Here is a 22,840-nt window from a genome sequence, read left to right on the forward strand (position 1 = left end):
GGGGAGGAACGATGCGCCACGAGATGCGACCCCTTTCCTTCGAAAGAGAGCTGCGCTGGGCACTGGCGGAGTGGGAGCATCGCCGCTCCATCTTCTCCGTTCCCCAGGCGCTCTTCTGGGTGCCCCGACAGGTTCCCTTCGCGTCGAGGCTCTTCGATCGCGAACTGGCCGCGCCCGTCGGTCCCGCAGCCGGTCCCCATACCCAGATGGCCCGCAACATCGTCGCCTCCTGGCTGTCGGGGGCCCGCTTCATCGAGCTCAAGACCGTCCAGGCCGCCGACGAACTGGAGATTCCCCGGCCCTGCATCGACATGGCCGACGAGGGATACAACGTCGAGTGGTCCCAGGAGCTGAGGCTCGAGGCGTCGGCCGATCAGTACATTCAGGCCTGGCTCTGGGTCCATCTCCTGCCCGCTCTTCTGGGCTGGCCCCGGGGCGGCGGGGGGACGATCTTCAACATGAGCGTCGGCTACGACCTGGCGGGGATTCTCTCGGCGCCCATGCAGGCCTTCATGGATCGCCTCGCCGACGCCTCGGATCGCCTCGCCGAGCTGAAGGCGACGCTGGGACGGCTCTTCCCCCCGGCGGCCGACGTGGATCTTCCGGGTCGGATCGTCACGAGCTGTACCCTTTCGACGATGCACGGCTGCCCTCCCGACGAGATCGAGCGCATCGGGACCTACCTCATCCAGGAGAGGGGCCTTCACCTGACGGTCAAGCTCAACCCGACTCTGCTGGGCAGGGAAACCCTCCTGTCCCTCCTTCACGGCCGTCTCGGCTTCGACGAGGTCGTCGTCCCCGATTCGGTCTTCGCCAAGGACCTGGCCTATCCCAAGGCTCGGGAGATCATCGCCGGCCTGAAGGAAAGGGCGGCCCGGCGGGGCGTCACTTTCTCCGTCAAGCTGACCAACACCCTGGCCGCGGCCAACCATCGCGGTCTCCTCGAAGGCGACGAGATGTACCTTTCGGGCCGCCCTCTCTTCCCCCTGGCCGTCCATCTCTTCCATCGCCTCGTCGAGGATTTCGACGGCGATCTCGACGTCTCCTTCTCGGCCGGAGCCGATGCCCTGAACGTGGCCGACCTTTTCGCCTGCGGCGTCCGGACGGTGACGATGGCCTCCGATCTCCTCAAGCCCGGAGGGACGGCCCGCATCCTTCAGGGGCTGGAGAATCTCGAGGCGGCCATGGCGGCGGCCTCCGCTTCCAATCTGGCCTCTTTCGCCGCGAGGCGCCGCGAGAAGCTGGCCGATCTGGCCGCAAGGTCCCTCTCCGACGGGCGCTACAGGAAGGACCGCAGCCGGAAGGAGGCCAAGGTCGCCTCGCCTCTGGGCTTTTTCGACTGCGTCGAGGCGCCCTGCTCCGCCGCCTGCCCCGTCCATCAGGACATTCCCCTCTACGCCCGCCTCCTCGCCGAGGGGCGCCGCGACGAGGCCCTGGCCACCGTCCTCCGCCGCAACCCCCTCCCGGGGCTGACGGGTTTCGTCTGCACCCAGGCCTGTCGGGAACGGTGCACCCGCGTCGATTACGACGAGCCCGTCGCCATCCGGGCCCTGAAGGGCTTCGCCGCCTCCGGCGAGGCTTCCTTAGGGCTCTGCCGTCCCCCCTCGGGGCATCGCGTCGCCGTCGTCGGGGCCGGTCCGTCGGGACTGGCCGCATCGGCCCGTCTGGCCCTCGAGGGCGTCGCCGTCACCCTCTTCGAGGCCCGAAGGAGGGCCGGAGGGATGATGGCTATCGCCCCGGCCTTTCGACTTCCGCCGGAGGTCCTCGACAGGGACGTGAAACGCATCGTCGATCTCGGCGTCGACCTGCGCCTGAATGCCGTCGTCGAGGGCCCGCCGGAGAGCCTCCTCGACGCCTTCGACGCCGTCTACGTCGCCACGGGCTTCCCCTGTGACGTCCCTCTCGGCCTGGAGGGGGAGAGGGCGCCCGCCGTCTGGGGCGCCCTGAGGCTCCTCGAGGCCGTCGCCTCGGGGGAACGGCCCGAGCTGGGCTCCTCCGTCGTCGTCGTCGGCGGCGGGAACACGGCCGTCGACGCCGCCCGGACGGCCGCGCGCCTCTGCGGCCGCCCCGTCACCCTCCTCTACCGCCGGACCCGGCAGGAGATGCCCGCCGCGCCGGAAGAGGTGGAGCTCCTGCTGGAGGAGGGGAACGTCCTCGTCGAACTGGCCTCGCCGGTGGAGCTCCTCTTCGAGGGGGGGCGCCTCCGTGCCATCGAGTGCGAGCGCAACCGTCTGGGCGAGGCCGACGCCTCGGGGCGACGCCGTCCTCTCGCGACGGGCGTCTGTTTCACCCTAAAGGCCGACAGCGTCATCGCCGCCGTCGGCCAGCTTCAGGAGTCTCCCCTCTTCAGCAAGAGCCGTCTCGCGCTGGAGAAGGGGAAGCTGCCCCTGGCCCTTTCGGGGCGCAGCGCCGTCGCCGGAATCTACGGCGGCGGCGACCTGGCGCGCGGTCCCGATACGGTCATCGCCGCCTGTGCCGACGGCCTCCGCGCCGCCGAAAGCATCGCCCGGTCTCTGGGCATTCCCGCCGAGGAGCCGCCCCTACCGCCCCTTCCGACGGTCGGCGAGCTCGATCGGGCCAGGAGGGCCCGAGCCCGCAAGGAGGCTCCCTGTCGGCCGTCCCGGAGTCCTCTGGGCGAAAGGGGGGCTTTCGCCTCCGTCGAGGGCCTTTTCGACGAAGAGGGAGCTCGCGCCGAGGCCCGGCGCTGTCTCCAGTGCGCCGATCTCTGCGACAAGTGCGTCGAGGTCTGTCCCAACAGGGCCAACGTGGCCTATTCGATCACGACGGCCGCCGTGACGGCCCCCGTCGTCGAGGAGCGGGAGGGGCGCCTCGTCGCCGTCGGGGCCGAGACGGTGACGATCCGCCAGACGGGCCAGATCGTCCACGTCGAGGAACTCTGCAACGGATGCGGCAACTGCGCCACTTTCTGCGTCCATCAAGGCCGGCCCTACGAGGCCAAGCCCCGCCTCTTCCTCGGCCGGAGCGCCTTCGAGGCCGAGGAGGAGAACGCCCTTTTCCTCGACGAAAGGGCCCTCTTCTGGCGCGAGAAGGGGCGCACGGTCCGGCTGGAGCGCCTCGCCGAGGGGTACCGCTACGACGACGACCGCGTCGAGATCGTCGTCGACGGCGCCTTTCGCCTCGTCGGGGGAAGGGTGAAAAGGGCCTTCGAGGGCCCCCTCTCCCTGGTCCGGGCGGCCTCGATGGCCCTCGTCGACGAGGGGCTGCGCCGGAGCGCTCCCTTCCTCCTCGCGGCCCGTGACGTACAATAGACGGAGTGCCCTCACTCAAGGAGCGTGATCGCCTTGGACTTCGAGCGCGTCAGAGATCTTGCGGCAGAGTACGGGCCCGCCATGACCCGCTTTCTTCGCGACATGGTGGCCCTTCCCAGCGAGAGCTGCGACGAGGCGGCCGTCATCGACCGCATCGGGCAGGAGATGGAGCGCGTCGGATTCGACGCCGTCGAAATCGACGCCATGGGCAACATCAGGGGAACGATGGGCTCGGGGCCGCGCCTCGTCGCCTTCGATGCCCACATCGATACGGTGGGCGTCGGGGAACGGTCCAACTGGACCTTCGATCCCTACTCGGGCTACGAGGACGAACGTACCGTCGGAGGCAGGGGGACGAGCGATCAGGAGGGCGGCATGGCCTCCATGATCTACGGAGCGAAGATCATGAAGGAGCTGGGGCTTCTCGAGGGGCTCACCGTCGTCTTCGTCGGATCCGTCCAGGAGGAGGACTGCGACGGCCTCTGCTGGCAGTACCTCCACAACGAGGTGGGCCTCCGTCCCGAGCTGGTCGTCCTCACCGAACCGACGGACGGGCGGATCCACAGGGGGCAGAGAGGGCGCATGGAGATCTGCGTCCGCACCCGCGGCGTGAGCTGTCACGGCTCTGCCCCGGAGCGCGGCGACAACGCCATTTACAAGATGGCTCCCATCCTGACCGAGCTGCGGGCCCTCCACGCCAACCTCAGGGACGATCCCTTCCTGGGCAGGGGGAGCCTGACCGTGTCGGAAATCTTCCACTCCTCGCCGTCGCGCTGCGCCGTCGCCGACGGCTGCCGGATCTCCGTCGACCGGCGCCTCACGGCGGGGGAGACGGCCGATTCGGCCCTGACGGAGATCGGCAATCTTCCCGCCGTCGTCGCCTCCGGGGCCGAGGTCTTCCTCTACAGCTACGACCGGCCCTCCTACAGAGGTCTCGTCTACCCCACGGAGTGCTATTTCCCCGCCTGGGTCGTCGAGGAGGGGCACCCGGCCGTTCAGGCCATGGCCGGAGCCTTCCGCTCCGTCCTGCAAAGGGAGCCGGTCATCGACAAGTGGACCTTCTCCACCAACGGCGTCGCCATCACGGGGCGCTACGCCATCCCCTGCGTCGGCTTCGGCCCCGGCCATGAAGATCAGGCCCACGCGCCGAACGAGAGGACCTGGAAGGGAGAACTTGTCGACTGCGCCGCCGTCTATGCGGTTTTTCCGACGCTCTATCTCGAACGGACCGCCCCCGGGGGCAGGGAGGAAAAGTAGACCATGCAGAGCTATTTCCGCGGACGCCACTTCATCGACCTCGAAGCGTACAACAGGGAAGAGGTGGAGACCCTTCTCGACGTCTCCTTCGACCTGAAGCGCAAGTTCGCCATGGATATCCCCACGCCCTACCTGACGGGCAAGACCATGTTCCTCATGTTCTTCGAGCAGTCGACGCGGACCCGCAACTCCATGGAGGCCGGATTCGCCCAGCTCGGAGGCCACGCCGGGTTCCTCGACACGTCGAGCATGCAGGTCTCCCACGGCGAGAGCCCCAAGGACACGGCCATCATCCTGTCGGGCTACGGCCACGCCATCGCCTGCCGCTACTGCAACTGGGGCTACGGCAATGCCTACCTCAACGAGATGGCCCGCTGGTCCCGGGTGCCCGTCATGAACCTCCAGTGCGATCTCTACCATCCCATGCAGGCCCTGGCCGACCTGATGACGATGAAGGAGAAGTTCGATTCCCTGAAGCGCCTCAAGGTCTCCATCATCTGGGCCTATGCCGAGAGCCACAAGAAGCCCATCTCCGTTCCCGTCTCCCAGATCCTCCTCTTCCCCCGGTGGGGCATGGACGTCGTCCTGGCCCACCCCAGGGGATGGGAGCTGCCCGACTGGGTCATCGCCAAGGCCAAGGCCAACGCCGAAAAATACGGCGGCACTGTCACCGTCACCGACGACGAGGCCGAGGCCTACCGCGGCGCCCACATCGTCATCCCCAAGAACTGGGGCAACTGGGTGACGGACCAGACGGGGCTCCAGGCCTCGGGGGCCGTCAAAGTCGTCGATGACAAACTCCGGGCCCACCGTTCCTGGAAGTGCACCGAGGAGAAGATGGCCACGGCCGACCGCGACGTCGTCTACATGCACGCCCTCCCGGCGGACCGGAACAACGAGGTGGAAGACGCCGTCATCGACGGGCCTCGCTCCATCGTCTACGATGAGGCCGAAAACCGCATCCACACGGCCAAGGCCGTCATGACCCTCCTCATGGGAGGGCGGTAGGCCCCCCGGCGGTCGAAGGCGCTTTTCGAAGGGCTTCGGCCGCCCCTTGCGGGAGATCTTTCGGTCGTCTCGTTCCGAAGGCCTCCCGTCGGCCCTTTTCGCAAGGAGGTCTGATCCGATGGAGACCGAAAAGATCCGGACCCTGACGGCACGCGAAGTGAACCTCATGCTCGACGTCATCGAAGAGGAGATTCTTCCCCTGACGGAGGTCCTCGTCCGCCAGGGGCACAACCTCTTCGGCGGCGCTGTTCTCGACGCCGTCACCCTGAGGACGCTCGTCGTGGGGAGCAACCGCCGCGGCGAAAATCCCGTCTTTCACGGCGAGATCGACACGATCATGCGCTTTTTCGAGATGCCCCACAGGCCCAAGGCGGAGGAGACGGTCTTCCTGGCCACGCACGAGCCCTGCTCCATGTGCCTCTCGGCCCTGGCCTGGTCGGGTTTTCGCGAGGTCTGGTACCTCTTCGACTACAGCGAGACGGCTCAGGATTTTCACATGGCCGACGACCTGAAGATGCTCGAATCCCTCTTCGGCACGACGACGCCCAACGGCCGCAACGCCTACTTCAACCTCAGGAGCCTCCGCGAGGCCCTGGCCGATCTGGACGAGAGGGACAAAATCGAGGAGCGCATCGCCCGCATCAAGGAGCTCTACCGCGAGCTCCCCGTCGACCTGGGCGAGGGCGGGGCGGAATGAAAGGAAGCGGCTGTGTGACGGCTGATTTTTACGATGCCCACCTCCGCCATTGGGAGGACGGCGAAGCGCTCTATGAGGCGAAACGCCTCGCCAATGCCGATCACCTCTACGGCTTCGCGGCCGAGTGCGGCCTCAAGTGCCTCATGAAGGCCTTCGGCATGGTCGTCGATCCCTCGGGAACTCCCCTTGAGCGGAGGGATCGCGTGCATGTCAGGAATGGCGAGAAGGAGGGTACCTGGGGGCGTTATGAAACCTACCGGTCGGGTCGCAAAGCCGCCTCCTATCTTCTCCCTGCCGGTGATCCCTTTAGCGACTGGGACGTCTCGCAGCGCTACGCCCATCGGTCTTGTTTCGACGCCTTTCGTGTCGGCCTCCACCGCGGCGGTGCGGCGGCGGTGAAGGATCTGGTGAGGAAAGCCCGTCTGGAGGGGGTGATCGGGTGAAGACGTTCGATGAGATCCTTCCGACCATCGCCGATGTCTTTCGGGAGATGGCCGAAGACGTGGAACGGCTGGGGCCCGTCGTGATCAACCGCGATCTGCACGGTCGCGTTCGCCTCGTCCTGGAGGAACGAGTCCGAGGCGACGGGGAGTCCGGGCCTTGCGGTCGCCTCTCCGAGCGGCTGGCGGAGGTCCTCGCCCCTCACGCCTTCGAGGCCGAGGATATGGTCCTTTTCGAGCCCTCCCTGGAGGCCGTGACGCGGGGAGCCCCGTCCTTTCCCCTGGAAGGTTTCGCCGGCGTGACCGTCGTCGACCGTCTGGCGACGGAGGGCGATTGGAGTTCCATCGCCGAGGTCTCCCCCGGCGCTCCCCGTCTGGTCTTCTTTTCCGTGAAGGGAGGCGTGGGGCGATCGACGGCCCTGGCCGTGGCGGCCTGGTCCCTGGCCCGATCGGGACGGCGCGTTCTCGTCTTCGATCTCGACCTCGAGGCGCCGGGGCTCTCCAGCGCCCTACTTCCGGCGGAGCGCCGCCCGGCCTTCGGCATCGTCGACTGGCTTGCGGAGGACCTCGTCGGCAACGGAGAGCCCCTCATCGAGGCCATGACGGCGAAAAGCGACCTCTGCCGCGACGGTGATATCCTCGTCGTTCCCGCCCATGGCCGCGATCCCGGCGAGTACCCGGCCAAACTCGGCCGGGCCTGGATGGGCAGGATCGCCGCCGACGGTTCCCGCGAGCCCTGGCCGGAACGTCTGAAGGGCCTGATCGGCGCTCTGGAGCGACGGTGGCGCCCCGACGTGATCCTCGTCGACTCCCGGGCCGGCATCGACGAGGTGGCCTCTGCCTGCGTCTCCGGCCTCGGGGCGAAGGCCGTTCTCCTTTTCGCCTTCGACAGCGACCAGACCTGGGAGGGCTACGGGATCCTTTTCCGCCACTGGAACCGGACCGGTGTCGCTCGCGCGATCCGCGAGAGGCTCCACCTGGTGGGAGCCATGATCCCCGAGACGGATGGGGCCCGCTACGTGGCGGGGTTGTGCCAGAGGGCCTGGGACCTTTTCACCGAAACCCTCTACGACGAGGTCCCTCCCGGTGAGCCTGCAGGCGATCTGTTCAGCTTCGACGAGTCGGACGAGACGGCACCCCATTTCCCCTGGCCCATCCGCTGGCACCGCGGCTTTGCCGCCCTCCAGTCTCTCCACGAGCGCTTCGCCTCCGTCGATGGCGACGAGGTCCGGGCCCTTTTCGGTCCCTTCCTGGAGGGGGTCGAGTCCTGCGTCGCCGAGGAGGATTCAAGACGATGACGGAAACCGAGGGAATCCGTCGTGCCCTTATGGCGAGTCTCCCGGAACGTTTCACCGGCGATAGTGGTCGCTCCGATCCCGGTCGTCTCTATCTGCCTCCGGCCCATGTCCAGGCTCTCAGGCTCGAGTGCAGTCTCGTCGTCGGTTCCCGAGGCGTGGGCAAGTCCTTCTGGACGGAGGCTCTGGCCGACAGGGCTCTCCGGGTCCTGCTGGGAGTGGCCGTAACGGAGCTGGAGAGCACCGAGGTCCACGTCGGTTTTTCCGCCCGTCCCGGGATCGACGCTTATCCCGATCAGTCCACCTTCGAGGAGCTCCGCAGGGCCGGTTTCGGGGCCTTCGACATCTGGCGGGCCGTCGTCACCCGGTGGCTGGCCTCCCTGGGTGGAGAGGCCGTCCCCGTCGAAAGCTGGCCGGCCAGCGTGCGATGGGTCCGGGACAACGCCGAGGCCGTGGCCCGCCTTGCGGAGAAGGTCGATCGGAGGCTGTCCGAAGCGGGACGCAAGGGACTCATCGTCTTCGACGCCCTCGACAGGACGGGCGTCGACTGGCGGGTCATGGACGACACCGTTCGCGATCTGTTGCGCGTCGTGCTCTGGCTGACGTCTCACTGGGCCCTCCATGCCAAGGTTTTTCTGCGGGACGATCAGTTCACCCGCCCCGTGACCGATTTCCCCGATGCCTCCAAGCTGCTGGCGATGAAGTCGGAACTGACTTGGCAGCGCCACGATCTCCACGGCCTTCTCTGGCAGCAGCTCTGCAACGGGGCGGGGGAGGCGGGAGTCGTCCTGCGGACCCTCTATGGCCGCGTTCGGGGGGAAGACCTCGCCGAAAGGGAGGGAATCTGGTACCTGGACGAAAAGGTCAAGCGGGAGGAGCTCCTGCAGAAGAAGCTCTTCGAGGCTCTGGCCGGCCCCTGGATGGGACGGGACCGCCGTCGCGGCGTCCCCTACACATGGATCGTCGGTCACCTGGCCGATGGTCGGGGTCGGACCTCGCCGCGGTCGTTCCTGCGTGCACTCAAGACGGCTGTCCAGGACTCGTCGGAACGGTACGGAGATCATGATTATCCTCTGCACTATGAGAGCATCAAACGAGGCGTTCAGACGGCTTCGGGGGTCCGCATCGCCGAAATGGCCGAGGACTACCCCTGGGTCGAGGCCCTGTCGGAACCGCTGAAGGGGTTGACCGTTCCCTGTTCCTTCGTCGCCGTCGAAGAAAGGTGGCGCGCCCGCTTTCCCGAAGGTCCGGAGAGCGTCGCCCCGGGGAAACTGCCTCCGTCGGGCGCCGAGAAGGGCTGGCCGGGCGTGAGGGAGGACATGAAAAAGTTGGGCCTTCTCGAGGTCATGGAAGACGGCAGGATCAACATGCCCGATCTCTATCGCGTCGGTTTCGGCCTGGGGCGCAAGGGTGGCGTCAAGCCCATGGCCTGAAAGCGCCGGGACATCGCGTTTCGTCGGCGGTCTTTTGCACGGTGATATTTCGGATGGAAACAAGGAGGTTTTTCCCGTGGAATGGCTCGAAAGACAGTTTCACCTTAAAGAGGCGGGGACGGACGTCAGGACGGAAGTCCTGGCCGGCATGACGACGTTCATGACCATGGCCTACATCATTTTCGTCAATCCCGGCATCCTCTCCAACGCCGGCATGCCTTTCGGTCCGGTCCTCGTCGCGACCTGTCTCGCCGCGGCCTTCGCCTCGGCCCTCATGGCCTTCATGGCCAACTACCCCATCGCCTTGGCCTCGGGCATGGGACTCAACGCCTTCTTCGCCTTCTCCGTCGTCCTCGGCATGGGCGTCAGCTGGCAGGTGGCCCTGGCGGCCGTCTTCGTCGAGGGGATTCTCTTCATCCTGCTGACACTGACGAAGCTCCGTGAGATCATCGTCAACACCATTCCCAAGACGCTCAAGCTGGGCATCTCGGCCGGCATCGGCCTTTTCATCGCCTTCATCGGCCTCCAGGGGGCGGGCATCATCGTCAGGAACGACGCCGTCCTCGTGGGGCTCACCGACTTCCGGGCCAACCTCCCCGCCGTCCTCGCCCTGGCGGGACTCGTCGTCATGGTCACTCTGGAGCACTTCCGCGTCAAGGGCGGCATCCTCATCGGCATCCTGGCCCTCACCGTCGTCTCCATCCCCCTGGGAATCGCCGAGATGCCCAAGGGGATCGTCTCCATGCCTCCCTCCATAGCGCCCGTCCTCTTCCAGCTCGACTTCAGCCACATCGCCACGGCCGGCTTCTGGGTCGTCGTCTTCACCTTCTTCTTCGTCGATTTCTTCGACACCGTGGGGACCCTCGTCGGCGTGGCCAGCCGCGGCGGCCTCCTCGACGGAGAGGGCCGGCTCCCCCGGGCCCGCCAGGCCCTCATGGCCGACGCCATCGGCACCACGGCGGGGGCCCTTCTGGGGACGTCGACGGTGACGTCCTACGTCGAAAGCGCCAGCGGCGTCGAGCAGGGCGGCCGGACGGGCCTGACGGCCCTCGTCGTCGCCGCCCTCTTCATTCTGGCCATGTTCTTCAGCCCCCTCGTCTCCGTCGTCCCCGCCTGCGCCACCGCCCCGGCCCTGATCCTCGTCGGCATCTACATGATGATGGGCCTGAGGGAGATGAGGATGGACGACTGGACCGAGATGGTTCCGGCCATGCTGGCCTTCTTCATGATGCCCTTCTCCTACAGCATCGCCGTCGGCATCGAGGCGGGGATCATCTCCTTCGTGGCCCTCAAACTCCTGACGGGCAGGGCGAAGGATCTCAACGCCGTCATGATCGGTCTGGCGGTCCTCTTCGTCGCCGCCCGGGCCTTCGGGCTTCACTAGAGATCCCTCATGGGAACGGTCCTCGCCGGCGCGACGATCTGCGGCTCTTCCGGCTCCTTCCGGGCCGATCTCCGTATGGATGGGGAGACGATCGACGCCGTCGGCTTCGGTCTCGCCCGGCCCGGCGATGACGTCGTCGACCTCGAGGGGCGCCTTCTCTTCCCCGGCGGCGTCGACGTCCACACCCATTTCGATCTTCCCCTGGCGGCGATGTCGTCGGCCGACGATTTCGCCTCGGGGACGGCGGCGGCCCTTGTGGGGGGGACGACGACCGTCGTCGACTATGCCACGGCCTTCCGGGGCGAGAGTCCTTCCCGGGGGATCGAGGCCTGGCACGAGCGGGCCCGTGGCAGGGCCTTCTGCGACTACGGCTTCCACCTGGCCCTGACGGAGTGGAGCGAGGCCGTCTCCGCCGAGCTGGCCGACGTCGTTTCCGGAGGGATCAGCTCCTTCAAGCTCTACATGGCCTACAAGGGGAGCCTCCAGGTCGACGACGGGACCCTTTACCGGGCGGCCCGGCGCATCGGCGAGCTGGGCGGCCTCCTCTGCGTCCACTGCGAGAACGGCGATCTCGTCGCCGAGAGGGCGGCCGATCTCGTCGCCTCAGGTCTGACCGGTCCCGAGGGCCATGGCCGCTCCCGTCCTCCCCTCGTCGAGATCGAGGCCGTGAGGCGCATGATCGCCATCGCCGAGCTGGCCGGCTGCCCTCTCTACGTGGTCCACGTCAGCACGGCCGGGGCCATGGAGGCCATCGTGGCGGCTCGGAGGGCCGGGCAGAGCCTCTTCGCCGAGACCTGTCCCCAGTACCTCCTTCTCGACGAGAGCCGCTGCGAAAGGGGAGGTCTCGAGGGAGCGGCCTTCGTTCTCTCTCCTCCTTTGAGGCCCGTCGGGAACGGCCCTCTTCTCTGGGGCCATCTGGCCCGCGGCGACATCGACGTCGTCGCCACCGATCACTGCTCCTTCACCCTGGCGCAGAAGGCCGTCGGCCTCGACGACTTCCGCCTCATCCCCAACGGACTTCCCGGCGTGGAACATCGTCTGAGCCTGCTCTACAGCGAAGGCGTGGTCAGAGGCCGACTCTCGGCGGAGCGCTTCGTCGAGAGCTGCTGCACCGCCCCGGCCCGCCTCTTCGGCCTCTATCCCCGCAAGGGTCTTCTCGCTCCGGGAAGCGACGGCGACGTCGTCGTCTTCGACCCCCGGAAGGAGTGGACCATAAGGGCCTCGACGCAGCGCCAGAAAGTCGACAGCACGCCCTACGAGGGGCTGGGCGTCAAAGGCCGCGTCGAATCGGTCTATCTCCGGGGTCGACAGGTCGTCGGGGGAGGATCTCTCCTCGACGGAACCCCGCAGGGACTCTACCTGCGCCGTCGCCTCTTTCCGAAGTGAGGGGGAGTGTCCATGTCCGTTTTCACCGTCAACGGCCGGCGCGTCGAGGCCGGGGAGGGCGTCCTGCTCGACTTTCTCCGCGACGAACTGAAGATCACCTCGGCCAAAAGGGGCTGCGGCGAAGGGGCCTGCGGCACCTGCATGGTCCTCGTCGACGGCCGGGCCATGAGGGCCTGTGTCGTCTCCCTCGACGGCCTCGCTGGCAAGGCCGTTCTCACCGTCGAGGGCCTGTCGGAGAGGGAGAAGGCCGTCTATGCCTGGGCCTTCGGCCGCACAGGCGCCGTCCAGTGCGGCTTCTGCACGCCCGGCATGGTCATCAGCGCCAAGGCCCTTCTGGACCGGAGACCGGACCCGACGCGGCCCGAGGTGAAAGAGGCCCTGAAGGGCAACATCTGCCGCTGCACGGGTTACGTCAAGATCGAGGAGGCCGTCCTCTTCGCCGCCAGAGCCTTCCGCGAGGGGCTCGTCCCCGACGAGGCCTCTCGGGCCTGGAAAATCGGCGAGCCCATGCCCCGCGTCGACGCGGCGCCGAAAGTTCTCGGCGCGGCCCGGTTCGCCGACGATTTCAGCCTGCCCTCCATGCTTCACGGCGCCGTCCTTCGCTCTCCCGTCCCTCGCGCTCTCATCCGTTCCATCGACGTTTCCGCCGCCCGAGCCCTCCCAGGCGTCGTGGCCGTCCTCACCTGGAAGGACGTTCCGGGCCGGCGCCATCTGGGCCATCTCGTCCAGGACTGGCCCGTCCTCGTCGCCGAGGGGGAGGAGTCGCACTATGTGGGCGACGCCCTGGCTCTCGTCGCCGCCGAGACGGCTCCAGCGGCCCGTCAGGCCCTCGAGGCCGTCCGCCTCGACTACGAGGTCCTCGAACCCCTTCTCTCGCCCGAAGAGGCCCTGGCTCCCGGCGCGCCCCAGATCCACCCCGGAGGGAATCTCGTCGACGTCCAGACCCGCGTCGTCCGAGGCGACGTCGAGAAGGCCCTGGCCGAGGCGGCCCACGTCGTGACCCGCACCTACAGGACCCAAAGAGTGGAACACGCCTTTCTCGAACCCGAAAGCGCCCTGGCCGAGCCCGTCGAGGGCGGCCTGACGGTCATCACAGGCGGCCAGGGCGTCTATGACGACCGCCGGGGCATCGCGGCCATGCTCGGACTCGCCCCCGAAAGGGTCCGCATCGTCACGGCCCTCGTCGGAGGCGGTTTCGGCGGCAAGGAGGACCTCTCCGTCCAGCACCACGCCGCCCTCATGGCCTGGATCACGGGACGGCCCGTCAAGCTCACCCTGAGCCGCGACGAGAGTCTCCGCGTCCACCCCAAGCGCCATCCCATGACGATGGAATACACGACGGGCTGCGACGGCGAGGGCCACATCACGGCCCAGAAGATCCGCATCACCAGCGACACGGGGGCCTATGCCTCCCTGGGCGGGCCCGTCCTCCAGCGGGCCTGCACCCATGCGACGGGGCCCTACAGGACGGCCAACGTCGACATCGAGGGACGGGGCGTCTACACCAACAACGTTCCCTGCGGGGCCTTCCGCGGCTTCGGCGTCACCCAGTCGGCCTTCGCCCTCGAAAGTCAGCTCAACCTCCTGGCCGAGGCCCTGGGGATCTCCTACTGGGAGATCCGTCGCCGCAACGTCGTCGTTGCCGGCGATGTGCTGGGCAACGGCCAGATCGCCGGTCCCGACACGATGATGCTGGAGACCCTTCTGGCGGCGAAAGAGGCCTACAAGTCGAGTCCCTACGCCGGCATCGCCTGCGGCATGAAAAACAGCGGCCTGGGCGTCGGCGTTCCCGACGTCTCCCGGGTCCGGCTCGAAGTCCGCGGCGGTCAGGTCACGGTCTACACCAGCGCCGCCTGCATGGGCCAGGGGATCGCCACCATGACGAGTCAGATCGTCTCTCACGTCACCGGTCTTTCCCTCTCGAAGATCGTCCACTCCGGGGCTGACACGGCCCTCACGCCCGACGCGGGCACGTCGACGGCCTCGCGCCAGACCGTCTTCACCGGCGAGGCGACGCGGCGTTGCGCCGAAGAGCTGCGATCCGATCTGGCCTCGGCCGGGGACCTGGAGGCGCTGGAGGGAAGGACCTACTACAGGGAGTTCTCCTTCGAAAGCGATCCCATGGGTTCCGATAAGGCCCATCCCGTGAGCCACATCGCCTATGCCTTTGCCACGCAGGTCTTCATCCTCGACGAGAGCGGCAAGGTCTGTCGCGTCGTCGCCTGTCACGACTCGGGGAGACCCATCAATCCCCTTTCCGTCGAGGGACAGATCGAGGGAGGCGTCGTCATGGGCCTGGGCTATGCCCTGACGGAGACCTTTCCCATGGAGGGAGGTCTTCCCCGGGCACGTTACGGGACGCTGGGCCTCTGGCGGGCCACGGAAATCCCTCCCATCGAGGTGATCCTCGTCGAGCCCGAATCGGAAGGAGACGTCGTCTTCGGCGCCAAGGGCGTGGGTGAAATCGCCCTTGTCCCCCCCGCTCCGGCCATCGCCCTGGCCTACCGCCGCTTCGACGGGAAGGAGCGGACCGAGCTGCCCCTGAAAGAGACGCCCTACAGCAGGAAGATCTGAAGGAGGTGCCCCTTTTGCCGGAATTCAACGTCATCGGAACGTCCCCGGCCCGGCTCGACGGCCGGGAGAAGGTCACAGGCGAGGCGCAGTTCATCGCCGACAGGGCCATCCCCGGCTGCTGGATCGGCGCTCCCCTTCCGTCGCCCGTGGCCCACGGCCGCATCAGGGCCATCGTCCGCGATCCCGATTTCGACTGGAGCCGCGTCGTCTTCGTCGATGCCGCCTCCCTTCCCTGCCGCAACTTCGTCCACATGGTCCGCGACGACCTCCCCATCCTGGCCGGGGAGAAGGTCACCTTCGCCACCCAGGCCGTGGCCCTCGTCGCCGGTCCCGACAGGGCCACCGTCGACGAGGCCCTCCGCCACATTCGCCTCGACATCGAACCGCTCGAGGCCGTCTTCACCGTGGACGAGGCCCTGAAAAAAGAGGTCCTCGTCTGGGGAGAGGACAACGTCATCGACGAATACCGCATCGACAGGGGCGACGTGGCCAGGGCCTTCGCCGAGGCCGATTTCGTCGTCGAAGGGAACTACGCCACGGGGCTCCACGAGCAGCTCTACCTGGAGAATCAGGGCATGGCCGCCATTCCTCACGATGACGGCTCGCTGGAGATCCTGGGCTCCATGCAGTGTCCCTACTACGTTCAGGGAGCCCTCGTCCAGGCCCTGGAGATGGCGCCCGAAAAGGTCCGCGTCCGGGCGGGCCATCTCGGAGGCGGTTTCGGCGGCAAGGAGGACTACCCCTCGGTGATGGCCCTCTGGGCCGCCGTCCTGGCCCTCCGATCGGGGCACCCCGTCAGGATCCTTTTCGAGAGGGGCGAGGACCTTCAGTCGACGCCCAAGCGACATCCTTCGACGACCCATATCCGGACGGCCGTCAGGCGCGACGGCACCGTCACGGGCCTCGAAATCGAGCTCCGCTTCAACGGCGGCGCCTTCACGACGCTGAGCCGCGTCGTCCAGCAGCGGGGGATGCTCCACTGCCAAGGCGCCTACAACATCCCCAACGTGGCCATCCACTCCCTCACCGTGGCGACGAACATGGTGCCCTCCGGCGCCTACCGCGGCTTCGGGGCGCCTCAGGGGCTTTTCGCCATCGAGCGCCATATGGACCGCATCGCCGACGCGCTTGCCATGGATCCCCTCGATCTGCGCCTGAAAAACATCGTCGCCGAAGGCGATCGCTTCCCCTGCGGCCAGAAGCTCAAGGGCGTCTTCGCCCGCCAGGTGCTGGAGCGCGTCGTCGAGCGGTCCGACTACCGCCGCAAGCGGGCCCTCTACGCCCGATCCGGCGAGGGGCCCGTCAGGCGGGGCATCGGCCTCTCCGTCGCCTTCCACGGAGGCGGCTTCACCGGGGCCGGCGAGGCCACGATGGGCACGGTGGTCCGCATCGACTATGACGGGACCTTCTCGCTCCACGTGAGCAGCACCGACATGGGCCAGGGAGCTCTGACGGTTCTCCCCATGATCGCCGCCGAGGCCCTCGGACTGAGGCCGGAGGAAATAAGAGCCCCCGGCCCCGACTCGGCCGTGGGGCCCAACAGCGGCCCCACCGTGGCCTCTCGGACGACGATGTACGTGGGACGCGTCGTCACCGAGGCCTGTTCTTCCCTCATCGACGAGCTGAGATCCTTCCTGGCCGAGCGCGAGAAGGTCTCTCCCGGGGCCATTGCCTTCGCCCGGGGCGCCCTCCACTGCCGGACGAGGAGCTGGACCGTCGCCCAGGCCGCCCGGGCCCGCTACGAATCGAGCGGGGCCTTTTCCGTGGAGGGACGCCTTCCCGCCGAGGCCGCCGCCGTCTTCGATCTGGAAAAATTCGAGGGCGAGGCCTACAAGGCCTATGCCTGGATCGCCCAGGCCGTCGAAGTGGACGTCGATGTCGACACCTACGAGATTCAGCCCGTCGAGGCCACCGTCGTCGCCGAAATAGGCCGGGCCATCCATCCCGTCCTCGTCGAGGGCCAGATCGCCGGAGGCTTTCTTCAGGCCCTGGGCTGGTCCCACATCGAAGATCTCACCGTCACGCCCGAGGGGCGCTTCTCGGCCGACCAGCTCAACGGCTACCTCATCCCGACGACGCTCGACAGGCCCCGATGGGAGATCGACCTCATGGAGGAGCCCTGCGACGTGGGCGCCTTCGGCGCCAAGGGACTGGGCGAGCTGCCCATGAACGGCGCCGCTCCGGCGCTGGTCTCGGCCGTCGAAAACGCCACGGGCGTTTTCGCGACGGAAATTCCCCTGACGGGGGAAAGGCTCTTCCGCCTCATGGAGACTTCGGGAGGGACGAACCGATGAAGATGACTCTCACCGTCAACGGCAGGGAACGGACCGTCGACGTCGCTCCCATGGCCCGCCTCCTCGACGTCATCCGTGACGGGCTGGTCCTCACGGGGACCAAAGAAGGATGCGGCGATGGCGAGTGCGGCGCCTGCGCCATCCTCCTCGACGGACGCCTCGTCAACGCCTGCTGCGTTCCGGCCCTCCAGGCGGTGGGGCGGTCCGTCGTCACCATCGAGGGGCTGGGCGAGGACAAAGAGGGCTCCCGCGAGCCCGACGCCCTCCAGAGGGCCTTCGTCGAAGAGGGAGCCGTCCACTGCGGCTTCTGCACGCCGGGCATGATCATGGCCTCACGGGCCCTGCTGGAGGAAAACCCCATCCCGACGGAAGAGGAGATCGGCGTCGCCCTTTCGGGCAACCTCTGCCGCTGCACGGGCTACGGAACGATCTTCGCCGCCGTGGCCCGCGCCGCCCGCGAGGGCTATCCCGCAAAGCCCCTGCCCCGGAAAGAGGGGCGAGGCGCCGGTCCCCTCTTTTCGCCCGACGAGGAGGGGCGCTTCTTCCTCCCCGAAAGCCTCGACGAGGCCCTGAAGATCCTCGACGAAGAGGACGACGTCACCCTCCTGGCCGGGACGACGGACATCCTTCCCGACATGAAGAAGGGCCGGGCCGCCCCCCGAAAGGCCATGGATCTTCTCGGCGTCGGCGAGCTGCGCACCCTGCGTCTCGACGGCGGCGCCGTCCGCATCGGCGCCTGCGTCACCAACGGCGAAATCATTCGAAGCCCCCTTCTCGTCGACTGTCTGCCGGCCCTGGTCGATACGGCCCGCCAGAGCGGCGCCCCGGCCATCCAGAACAGGGCCACCCTCGGCGGCAACGTGGCCAACGCCTCGGGCGCGGCGGACCATCTCGTCATGCTCCTGGCTCTGGACGCCTCCGTCGTCGTCGCCTCCGTCCGGGGAGAGCGGGTCCTGCCGCTGAAGGATTTCGTCGTCTCCTACAGGAAAAACGCCTGCGAGAAGGGAGAGCTCATCAGAGAGATCGTCGTCCCCCTTCCGCCTCGGGGCTCGGTGCAGAAATGGATCAAAAGGGGTTCCCGCAAGGCCCTCACCCTGTCGCGGGTCAGCCTGGCCTTCTTCCTCGAAAAAGAGGGAGAGGTCATCAGGACCTTCCGCCTCGCCGCCGGGAGCATGTCGCCCGTCCCCCTGAGGATGGTCGAGACGGAGCGGGTCGTCACGGGCCGCCCCCTCTCGGCCGAGACGGCCGCCCTTGCCGCCGAGACGGCTCGCTCCGAGATCAACCCCCGCAGGAGTCCCGACTACCGCAAGGCCATCACGGCCAACCTGGTCCGACGTTTCTTCGAGGAGCTTCTTTAGAAGGGTGTCTCCCCCCGCGTCGGCCTCGGTCTTCGATTCCGACGCCCGCCGTGAAGAAGCGTCCGCCACCTGTCCCTCCGCTGAAAGAGGCCTTCGGGCCTCTTTTTTTGTTCCCCCTTCCAGGGAGAGGGGGGTGATCGACCCCCTTTTCGAGAAGGCCTGACGTTCGGCAACTTTTCGGGGCCATTGAAGTATTTTATTCGGAAAAATGAGCAAATAGCTGAAGATAATCATTCATGTTTCGTTTGTTCTTTGTTATCTTGTGCCTGTCCGATGTTTCCGGAAGGCACCGGCCTCTTCTCGGTGGCGGAAGGAGGCGGGGCGAACGTCCGAGGAAGGGGTGAGAGACGTGCGTTACGGTTGTCAGTCCATGACGGGGAAGATCGAGGCCGTCCTGATCAAAGGACCTGCCGAGGCCTTCATCAGCCAGGAACATCTCGGGGAGAAATGGGAGGCTTTCGGTTTCCTCTCCTGTCCCGATTACGAGGAGGCCCTGAGGGAGTACGGGGCCTTCGAGAGGCTTCTTCGCGACGAAGTGCCCCATGTCGTCTCCCTTCCCCGGGACGACCGGACGGGGCTGGATTCCCTCTACGCTCACGACGGCCTGAAGGTGACGGAAAGAGGCGCCATCTACTTCAACACGGGCAAGGCCCTTCGTCGCGGCGAAGGGAGGGCGGCCCGGGACGTTCTCGAATCTCTGGGCATTCCCACCCTGGGCGTCATCGAGGAGCCGGGGACGATGGAGGGCGGCGACGTGGTCTGGCTCGATCGCGAGACGGTCGCCATCGGACGGGGCTACAGGACCAACGACGCGGCCATCGAGCAGTTCCGGGCGCTGACGGACGGCTTCGTCCGGGAGACCGTCGTCGTTCCCCTGCCCCACGGAGAGGGAGAGGCGGCCTGTCTTCACCTGATGAGCCTCGTGAGCCTCGTCGACAGAGACCTGGCCGTGGTCTATTCGCGCTATCTTCCCGTCTTTTTCCGCCGGATGCTTCTGGATCGGGGGCTCACCCTTCTGGAAGTCGACGACGAGGAGTACGCCTCCCTGGGGTCCAATGTCCTGGCCCTGGCTCCGCGGGTCTGCCTGGTCCTGGAGGGAAATCCCCGCATCCGGGCCGAGCTGGAGGCTCAGGGCTGCCGCGTCGTCGCCTACGAGGGCAAGCAGATCTCCCTTGCCGGGACGGGCGGTCCCACCTGCCTGACCCATCCCCTCTTGCGGATCTGAAAGGGGCCTTTCGGCCATGAATGAGAGAGAGTCCTTTTTCGACGCCATCGGCGGGGAAATCGAGGAGATTCTTCGAGCCTACGTGGCCGTCCCCAGCGTGACCGGCACCGACGGCGAGCGGGAGGCCACCCGATTCTTCCTGGACTTCTTTTCGACCGTCCCCTATTTCCGAGCCCACCGAGATCATTGCGGCGCCTACCCCCTTCCCGGCGATCCCCTGGCTCGGTCCGTGGGCTGGGCCCTCGCGAAAGGGCGGGGAAGGGAGACGGTCGTCCTCATTCATCACAGCGATGTCGTCGGCGTCGAAGATTTCCGCCGCTGCAGGGAAGAGGCCTTCTCTCCCGCCGACCTGGAGCGGGCGCTCCTTTTTCTGAGGGAGGACCTTCCGGATGAGGCGCGGCGCGACCTGGAGAGCGGCCGATTCCTCTTCGGGCGGGGGAGCTGCGACATGAAAGGAGGAGGAGCCATCCAGATGGCTCTCCTTCGCCGCTGGAGCCTCGCCGAAAGGGAGGGCAACCTTCTCCTTTTGGCCCTTCCCGACGAGGAAAACCTTTCGGCGGGGATGCGGGCGGCCCTCAGGCTCCTTCTCGATCTCCAGGAAAAATGGGGCCTGGACTACCGTCTCATGGTCGACTCCGAGCCCCACCAGAGGAAGGACCCCGAACGGGGGCTTCTCTCCGTCGGTTCCGTCGGCAAGCTCATGCCCTTCGTCTACGTCCGGGGTTCCCTCTCCCACGCCGGCAAGGTCTTCGAGGGTTTCAATCCCCTGAACCTCCTCTGCGCCGTCGTCAGAAAGACGGAGGGCTCTCCTTCCTTCATCGACTGCCGGGACGGAGAGGCCTCGCCCCCTCCGACCTGGCTCCACCTCAAAGACGGCAAGGAGCGCTACGACGTCTCCATGCCCCTTTCGGCCTACGGCTACTTCAGCGTTCTCACCCTCGGGAAGGGGCCCGCCGAGGTCCTCGAGCAGGTCCGTCAGGTCTGCCTGGAGGCCTTCGATGACGTCCTCTCCGATCTGCAGGGAAGCTGGGATCATTTCTGCCGGACGACGGGGCGTTCCCCGTCGTCTCTGCCCTGGAGACCCCGCGTGATGAGCTTCGGAGAGCTTCTCGACGAGGCGCGCCGCAGGGGAGGCGAATCCTTCGAAAGAAGCCGTGCGGCCCGGGAAGAGGACCTGAAGAGGGAGATGCTTTCGGGCCGTCTCTCCCTGGCCGAGGGCAACCGTGTCCTGATCGAAGGTCTTTCGGAGGCCGTCGACGACGGTCGGCCCCATGTCGTCTACGGCCTCCTTCCCCCCTACTATCCCCACCGGTCCAATGGCCTCCTTCCCCATCAGGAAGAGCCTCTTGCCGGGCTCGGCGAGAACCTGGCCCTCTTCGCGAGGGAGTCGTGGGACCAGCCCTACGACGTCGAGGCCTACTACACGGGCATCTCCGACATGAGCTACAGCGGCATCGCCGACGGAAAGGCCGTCGCCCAGGTCCTGTCGGCGACGATGCCCCTTTTCCCGTCGGTCTACGATCTTCCCCTGGAGGCGCTCTCTCGGCTCTCCATGGCCTGCATCAACATCGGTCCCTGGGGGAAGGATTTCCACAAGATGACGGAGCGGGTCTTCAGGGAGGACCTCGTCGATCGCACGCCGCGCCTCCTTCTTCGGGCGATCGAAACGGTCCTGGGCGGGGAGCGCTCTCCGGCTCCCGGGAGGGAAAGGAGGAGAGACGATGTCCTTTGAGGATCTGGTCTGCACCGTCGTCTGGGATTACATGTGGGGGATGCCCCTGGTGATCGTCATCTTGGGGACGGGCTTCTACCTGACCTGCCGCAGCGGTTTCTTCCAGTTCACCGGATTCGCCGTCGCCATGAGACATGCCTGGCGCAGCGTCATGGGGAAGGAGGAGCAGGGGAAGAGGGAGGGGATTCTCTCCCCCGTGGAGGCCATGAGCATGGCCCTGGGGACGACGATCGGCGTGGGCAACATCGGCGGAGTGGCCACGGCCATCGCCGTCGGCGGCCCCGGAGCGGTCTTCTGGATGTGGCTCGCCGCCCTGGTGGGAATGATCATCAAAATGGCCGAGGTGACCCTGGCCGTTCACTACCGTTCCCGCGACGAGAGGGGCGAGACCTACGGCGGCCCCAATTACTACATGAAGAAGGGCATCGGCATCGAGCGGAGGATGAAGGGACTCTTCAAGTTCCTCAGCGGTCTTTTCGCCTTCGGCTTCTGTACGGGCTATTTCATCAACATCCAGACCTACACCGTCTCCGAGGCCGTGGGGAACACCTTCGGCGTCGGGCTCCTGGCGGTGGGCGTCGTCTACACCCTCCTGCTCTACGTCATGATCAGCGGTGGCTTCCGTGGATTGGGGCGCATCGCCGCCAGGCTGGTTCCCCTCATGTGCCTTTTCTACCTTCTCGGAGGGCTTTTCATCATCGCCAAGCACACGGCGGCCCTTCCCGGCGCCTTCTCCCTCATCTTCGGGAGCGCCTTCACCGGAACGGCGGCTTTCGGCGGCTTCATGGGGGCTTCCGTGACGCAGGCCATCAAGATCGGCCTCTCCCGGTCCGTCTTCAGCAACGAGGCCGGATGGGGATCGGCCCCCATGATCCACGCCTCGGCCCGCGTCGATCACCCCGTCAAACAGGGACTCATGGGAATCTTCGAAGTCTTCATCGACACCTTCGTCATCTGTTCCATCACCTGTCTCGTCATCCTCGTCACCGGCCAGTGGTCCAGCGGCCTCGACGGGGCCACCCTGACTCTGGCGGCCTTCGAATACGGCATCGGTCGCTTCGGGCGGATCATCCTGGCCCTGGGGGTCTTCCTCTTCGGCCTGACGACGTCCAGCGGCGTCTATGCCCAGATCGAAGTCGTCGTCCGCTACCTCGTCGGCCAATCCCCCCTGAAGGAGCGGATCCTCTCGTTCTACAAATGGACCTACCCTCTTCCCAGCCTGGCCATGGTCTACGTGGCCGTTCGCTTCGGCCTTCCGGGAACGATGCTCTGGGTCTTCTCCGATGCTTCGACGGCTCTGCCCATCTTCGCCAACGTCGTCGCCCTTCTGGTCCTGACGCCCCGCTTCGTCGAGCTGCTCCGCGACTACCGGGCACGCTTCCTGGGGCAGGGCACCATCGACCCCGCCTTCCGCCCCTTCTACGAGAGCGAACCCGACGGGGCATCGTCCCCGGACGGGAGCCCGCGCTGAGAGGGTGCGGCGAAAAA

General features: G+C 66.9%; 15 protein-coding genes. All 15 read left to right on the plus strand.

Annotated features, from left to right (window positions below; all coding sequences use genetic code 11):
- Window positions 1-11: 11 nt before the first annotated feature.
- The 15 genes from ygfK to KAR29_RS01345 all read left to right on the plus strand — a co-directional run bounded on the left by ygfK (window position 12) and on the right by KAR29_RS01345 (window position 22,823).
- The gene (ygfK, locus tag KAR29_RS01275; RefSeq protein WP_274373850.1) at window positions 12-3,269 is read left to right on the plus strand and encodes a putative selenate reductase subunit YgfK; all 3,258 of its coding nucleotides are present in this window, start codon (window positions 12-14) and stop codon (window positions 3,267-3,269) included.
- Window positions 3,270-3,302: 33 nt separating this feature from the next.
- Window positions 3,303-4,526, plus strand: coding sequence for a YgeY family selenium metabolism-linked hydrolase (locus KAR29_RS01280; RefSeq protein WP_274373851.1), 1,224 nt, complete (start codon window positions 3,303-3,305; stop codon window positions 4,524-4,526).
- A gap of 3 nt (window positions 4,527-4,529) precedes the next feature.
- Window positions 4,530-5,534 (plus strand): ornithine carbamoyltransferase, encoded by a 1,005-nt coding sequence (locus KAR29_RS01285; protein WP_274373852.1) that lies wholly within the window; start codon window positions 4,530-4,532, stop codon window positions 5,532-5,534.
- 118 nt (window positions 5,535-5,652) lie between these two features.
- Window positions 5,653-6,231 carry a deaminase gene (locus KAR29_RS01290; RefSeq protein WP_274373853.1) on the plus strand — a complete coding sequence of 193 codons (579 nt, stop codon included), beginning with the start codon at window positions 5,653-5,655 and terminating at the stop codon, window positions 6,229-6,231.
- A 14-nt stretch (window positions 6,232-6,245) separates the two neighbouring features.
- A complete protein-coding gene (locus KAR29_RS01295; protein WP_274373854.1) occupies window positions 6,246-6,674 on the plus strand; it encodes a hypothetical protein in 429 nt (142 codons plus the stop codon).
- Window positions 6,671-7,969: a KGGVGR-motif variant AAA ATPase gene (locus KAR29_RS01300; RefSeq protein WP_274373855.1), complete on the plus strand. Its 1,299-nt coding sequence runs from the start codon at window positions 6,671-6,673 to the stop codon at window positions 7,967-7,969. The genes KAR29_RS01295 and KAR29_RS01300 overlap by 4 nt, the downstream gene beginning before the upstream one ends.
- A complete protein-coding gene (locus KAR29_RS01305; RefSeq protein ID WP_274373856.1) occupies window positions 7,966-9,399 on the plus strand; it encodes a hypothetical protein in 1,434 nt (477 codons plus the stop codon). The genes KAR29_RS01300 and KAR29_RS01305 overlap by 4 nt, the downstream gene beginning before the upstream one ends.
- A 76-nt stretch (window positions 9,400-9,475) precedes the next feature.
- Window positions 9,476-10,783 (plus strand): NCS2 family permease, encoded by a 1,308-nt coding sequence (locus KAR29_RS01310; RefSeq protein ID WP_274373857.1) that lies wholly within the window; start codon window positions 9,476-9,478, stop codon window positions 10,781-10,783.
- Between the two features lie 9 nt (window positions 10,784-10,792).
- Window positions 10,793-12,169 (plus strand): dihydropyrimidinase, encoded by a 1,377-nt coding sequence (hydA, locus tag KAR29_RS01315; protein WP_274373858.1) that lies wholly within the window; start codon window positions 10,793-10,795, stop codon window positions 12,167-12,169.
- Window positions 12,170-12,181: 12 nt separating this feature from the next.
- Window positions 12,182-14,743: a selenium-dependent xanthine dehydrogenase gene (xdh, locus tag KAR29_RS01320; protein WP_274373859.1), complete on the plus strand. Its 2,562-nt coding sequence runs from the start codon at window positions 12,182-12,184 to the stop codon at window positions 14,741-14,743.
- A gap of 5 nt (window positions 14,744-14,748) precedes the next feature.
- A complete protein-coding gene (locus KAR29_RS01325) occupies window positions 14,749-17,037 on the plus strand; it encodes a xanthine dehydrogenase family protein molybdopterin-binding subunit (protein ID WP_274373860.1) in 2,289 nt (762 codons plus the stop codon).
- Window positions 17,034-18,395 carry an FAD binding domain-containing protein gene (locus KAR29_RS01330; protein WP_274373861.1) on the plus strand — a complete coding sequence of 454 codons (1,362 nt, stop codon included), beginning with the start codon at window positions 17,034-17,036 and terminating at the stop codon, window positions 18,393-18,395. The genes KAR29_RS01325 and KAR29_RS01330 overlap by 4 nt, the downstream gene beginning before the upstream one ends.
- A 349-nt stretch (window positions 18,396-18,744) precedes the next feature.
- Entirely contained in the window at window positions 18,745-19,620 is an 876-nt protein-coding gene (locus KAR29_RS01335; RefSeq protein ID WP_274373862.1) for a dimethylarginine dimethylaminohydrolase family protein, read from the plus strand.
- 16 nt (window positions 19,621-19,636) lie between these two features.
- The gene (locus KAR29_RS01340; RefSeq protein WP_274373863.1) at window positions 19,637-21,352 is read left to right on the plus strand and encodes a M20/M25/M40 family metallo-hydrolase; all 1,716 of its coding nucleotides are present in this window, start codon (window positions 19,637-19,639) and stop codon (window positions 21,350-21,352) included.
- Window positions 21,342-22,823, plus strand: a complete 1,482-nt coding sequence (locus tag KAR29_RS01345) for an alanine/glycine:cation symporter family protein (RefSeq protein ID WP_274373864.1) — start codon at window positions 21,342-21,344, stop codon at window positions 22,821-22,823. Before KAR29_RS01340 ends, KAR29_RS01345 begins: the two co-directional genes overlap by 11 nt.
- Window positions 22,824-22,840: the final 17 nt, after the last annotated feature.

The organism is Aminithiophilus ramosus (assembly GCF_018069705.1).
Classification (GTDB): Bacteria; Synergistota; Synergistia; order Synergistales; family Aminithiophilaceae; genus Aminithiophilus; species Aminithiophilus ramosus.